At 34.3% G+C, this 4023-nt stretch carries 1 protein-coding gene; it reads right to left on the minus strand.

Translation table 11 applies throughout. The annotated features are described in order from the left end of the window. Positions 1-224 precede the first annotated feature (224 nt). Positions 225-3458, minus strand: coding sequence for a hypothetical protein (locus QO187_RS13650; protein ID WP_102078718.1), 3234 nt, complete (start codon positions 3456-3458; stop codon positions 225-227). Between the last annotated feature and the right edge of the window lie 565 nt (positions 3459-4023).

A 4023-nucleotide genomic window follows, 5' to 3' on the forward strand; every position in this document is an offset into this window, starting at 1 on the left:
TTTTTTAGTCATGGTAAACTCCTTATCGAGTTGTTAGTTTACCAAGTTTTATTCTACGGTTTCTTCAGCATACCTCACTGCGAATCATGTATTAGTTTTTCTGGCGGGCAGCTTACAGTTGGTAGGTGAGATTTAAGAGCAGTAATAATAACCAAATAGTCTATCGGTTATTTGGTTATTATTATGTCATAAGATAAAGAAGTTTCTATTTAGAGCGATCTAGCTTATTTTGACTCTAATACCTTCTGAAAAGGTGGATTAACTATACCTTCTGGTACTAGAATATTATCTTCAGGGTGTATAGCTATTTTTTCAATATCATTAATACCGATTTCCCAAGCTTGCTTGACATGAATTTCTTTTATACTGATAGCGGAATCAAACTCAACTTCTGGATATTGATTTCCTTTGATCATATAGGCTGGCGCTAATCTAAAGCTTTTGAACTTATTGTACGATTCTTCAAACTGCATCCAACTTGAGTCATTATTAGGTTCCATTGTTTGGATTCTAGCTATCATAGTAAATAACTTTGCATTACTTCCTGTTTTAATATTTTCTGATAAAACTACACGGTAGTGAGCAGGGTTTTCTCTATCAATTCCCCTTATAACTGATACACGAAATCTTTTACCTATGTCTACATGTGTCAATTGTTTCAGTAAGTGCTCAAATATACTCAAGCCCTTCTTTTTATCTTTAAAGAGTAGGAACATGTAAGGGGGTTCATCAGGTGATCCCATGTAACCAACTCCCTCCCATCTTGTTGAGTCCCACAAGTCTGATCTGATTAGCTTTGTTACTACAATGTCTTTATGAGTATGTTTCTCCATATCGAATACAGGTATGTTTTCATGATCACCTAGCTCTATGGGTTCAATATCTATACTATCTTGTTTGGGTGCATCAACATCCCACGAGATGTTTCTCAGCAGTGGGAAATGTGTACCTTGAGTCAATTTTTTAAGTAAATCGTTATGTGAATTCTTACCTAGAATATTATAAATAGCTCCTAAACAGGTTTCAAACATCATTGATCGCGCAAAAATTTTATCTTCTGTAATTAGCTTCTCAAGAGTCATTTTAGAGTCTTTGATTAAAAAACAGCTATCAACAAAATCTGCAATAAAGAACATAAACCATTCACCTATAATAGGTTTGTTATTTTGGTTTAGATCTTCCCATAAGAAAGGGTGGCACAATATTTCGAATACTGTTCCTCTATCATTAACAATATATTCATGAGAAATTAAGTTTTCAGAATCTTCAAAAGAGACTATATCAATATTTACGATAGGTATTTTTGCAATAATATTATCTATCAGAGCAGTAGCTAAGAAGCTTTCAAGACTAGTTAAAATCGCCTCTGTCAATTCAATAAACGGTGTCTTATTAGGGAAGGATAATTTAATTTCACAACCTAATATTTTGGTACTATAAGTATTGTATTGAGGTAATGAAGGTAGCACTTTTGAAGTAGGGTGTTCTGTATCGTAATTTCTAAGGTCCAGCATTAACTTCAGTACACCTTCATCGTTACTACTTTCTAAAAGTTCCCGTACTTTATCTTTATATCCCAAAGTATATAATAAGGTTATCTGCGAATAAAATAGACCTAGCTCTTCTAAATTATCAACTAAATACTCGAACTCTTGAATTTCTTTTAAGTTACAACTAAGTATTAAATTAGCCATGCAGCCATCAAAATTAATAATCTTATCTTCATCTATAAACCTATCATTAATAACTTGCGAGCTCCATAATCCAGTTTTTAACCATGTTAATGATTGAGCAATACGGCCAAGAGTAAGTTCGTTCCAAGCTAGTGAGAAGTATGCTTCTATAGCCAATGGAAGAATAACTTTATTTTTATGAAAGTAGTTTGTCAACAACGAAGCTGCGTTTAAAAGAGTTCCTCTTGCTGCCCAATGCAAATCGACTTGTGAATATATATCCGATAATGCCATATTGGCGTAAGTCATCTCTTCAAGTGCTTCTTCTTTATTTAAGCCTACTAAAGTCTTTCCAATCAATTGAATAGCTCTATAGTAGTTACCTCTCTCTGCCTGCTTAATACCACGCTCAAGAGCTATTTTACTAGTCTTTAAGTCACCATTACGTTTGATAGATTGTTCAGTTAGGTAGTCTTGTAGCGCCTGATAATTTGGGTAAGTATGAAATATATCGTCTAACTGATCAATATACCCATAAATATTTTCAAATGAAAAACCTATTAGATATTCACCTTGTTGGCATACTTTCTGGATTCTTTGAAAGATTTCTTCCATTTTATCTTTACTATCAAAGTTCAGAATAAGCTGTAGCTGAGTCAAAGCTATTTCTGCTTGTAAAGCGTTACTAGGTCGGCTTTTATCCAGAATGATTTCATTTAACTGAGAAACAGTATTGTTTGTAACATTATCAACTGCATAAGTACCTTGTCCTTCATGTCTATATCGATGACTAATCTGAATAACTAATAAAGTAACAAAGTCTGCCCAGAGAATAGAGTTACTGGATTCAGTGATTGTTTCGTACGCGCTCTTAAAGTTACTTTCGAAACTTTTAAAATCTTCATGCCAGTAGTATGAAGCTCTAGCATAGTTGTAATAGGCATAAAATATTTGGTTTGTTGTACCATACCTTTGAGCTATTTTGACAGCTCGGTCATACAAACCTTGTGTCTCAAACACTGGATTTTCAAGTTGCTTACTCAACTCAGCAATATCTAAGAAAATATTAACTTGATTAAAAGTAATTTCATTAGGATTAATGTCACTATTGATTTGAAAAGTAAGTTTCTCAAGCCTTTGCTTCTTGCCATAGTCCTCAGGACTGAGGATAATTTCTCGTTTGAAATTAGTTGGAACCTGTAAAGTATCAATAGCAATATACTCAAGTTTATTTTTATAAGTCTCATCCAATAACCAGTTAATATCTAAGATGCAGACTTGAATACTGTATTGGTTTGAAAGCTCGTCTTCAAGCTTGCTTCTTTGATCAGCTTTAGCAAGCTGATTTGTAATACAAAAAACTTTAGTATAGCCTCGATTAGTTTCAACTATTTTCTCAACATCTTTTTTACATTTTGTTTTCCATGACTTTTGAGTGCTGACTGCGAATGCCCAACGTTCATTATTAGCATTACTATTTACACCTACATACCAAAGTAGTTTGTTCTGCTCTGAGACTGGAAAAGTCTGTGTGTCCGTTTTGCCATCGCCACCTGCTACAGGGCCAGTTTGCTCAAGCAAGTTTGGGCAAATAGTTTTTTGGCATATTTCTTTGACAAATGTTTCAAATGCGAGCTCTTTGCTCTTAGCATTTAGGTTAGATAAGTAGGTTTCAAGGTGTACTCTGTCAAGCTGACTACTAATCATTTTTTCAGAAGAAGAGAATTGTTCGGGACGTCTGTTTTTGAGAAACTGCTTCGGAGTAGGTAAGGCTTTAATATCCATATGATTTTTCCTGAAGACGATGAATACGTTATACGACTATTTGTGAATCTATATGATAGCAACTGCAATAGGCAAGCCAAGCGGTCACAAGCTATATTGAACACCTGCTATTCACTAAATCTGTTCAATATAGGTGTATCGACTAACTTACTTCTTTGTTTTCAGCCATAGATGGCTGACATGTTAAGTACTTAAGATGCTGAATGGTAATTTGTCATATGAAAGGCTCACTCTCTCCAGATATCGACTGATAATGCAATGTCTTATTAATTTGCTCTGGTAGAGCTACTTTAAGCTACTTCAGATATTTTTCAGCGTTGATTTGGCTAGTTGCGATATTACCTGTCATATACAAATGCTCTGTAACTATCAATTTTTGTGAAGTATTGGTATATTCCATAAATATAAATATTTGATTAGTATGACTGCTGCTGTCAAACCGCCTTCTCATGTTGATGCGGACAAACACACTACCGTATTTTGAAGTAGTGACCTATGCTGTCAAATCCGTAGACCTAAACTTGGGAGATTTTAATCAAGCGGCCTGACGATAATGATCAAACCA

Source organism: Psychrobacter sp. Arc9 (genome assembly GCF_041431295.1).
Classification (GTDB): Bacteria; Pseudomonadota; Gammaproteobacteria; order Pseudomonadales; family Moraxellaceae; genus Psychrobacter.

Excerpts from the sequence above, each read along its gene's own strand:
- QO187_RS13650 (WP_102078718.1), bottom strand. The coding sequence starts at position 3,458 with ATGGATATTAAAGCCTTACCTACTCCGAAGCAGTTTCTCAAAAACAGA.